The organism is Nocardia sp. NPDC059764 (assembly GCF_042732555.1).
Taxonomy (GTDB): domain Bacteria; phylum Actinomycetota; class Actinomycetes; order Mycobacteriales; family Mycobacteriaceae; genus Nocardia.
The window spans coordinates 4,306-4,938 of sequence record NZ_JBHWHH010000293.1; the positions used below are offsets into that span (position 1 = coordinate 4,306).

Genomic DNA, 633 nt, shown 5'->3' on the forward strand with positions numbered 1-633 from the left:
GTTTCCGGGGTTCTTACGGCTCCTGGCCGTGGGTGCTGCCGCCCAGCGGCATGGCGGGCAGGCCGAGTTTGCGGTGATCCCAGCTGCGGGTCCGCTCGGGCACCACGCGCACCGCCACCCGCTTGTGCAGCATCTGCTCCACGAACGGCTTCATCTCTTCGCTGTAGGGCCCGGTATAGCGTTCCCACACGCTGATTCCCACTTTGAACAGCGCTTCGGGGTCGTCGACGACCTCGGCGCGGCCCTCGATGGAAATGCCGCGCAACTGGTCGTAGGTGTCGCCGGCCTCGACCATCACGGTGATGCGCGGATCGCGCCGCAGATTCACCGTCTTCTGGGCCTTGGCCTTGGTCTCGAACCAGATCTCGCCGTCGATGAGCGCGTACCACATGGCCACCAGGTGCGGCCTGCCCTCGGCGCTCAGCGTGGCCATGGTGGCGACCCGGCTGCGCTCGAGGAATCCCGAGATCTCCTCGTCGGACATCACGATCTGCGCGCGTTGATTAACTCCCATGGGCCGACTGTAATTTACGGCGTATGAGCGCGGTCACACCGGCCATTTCCTGCCACGCGCGGGGCTTCACCGGCTGTTTGCCGGGCCGCGGAAACGCCGCAGCCCCCGCCGGATCCGGC

Annotated in this window: 1 protein-coding gene; it reads right to left on the bottom strand. The window is 66.8% G+C overall.

The annotated features are described in order from the left end of the window. Positions 1-13: 13 nt before the first annotated feature. Entirely contained in the window at positions 14-514 is a 501-nt protein-coding gene (locus ACFV4K_RS34655; RefSeq protein ID WP_379280537.1) for a PPOX class F420-dependent oxidoreductase, read from the bottom strand. Positions 515-633 lie beyond the last annotated feature (119 nt).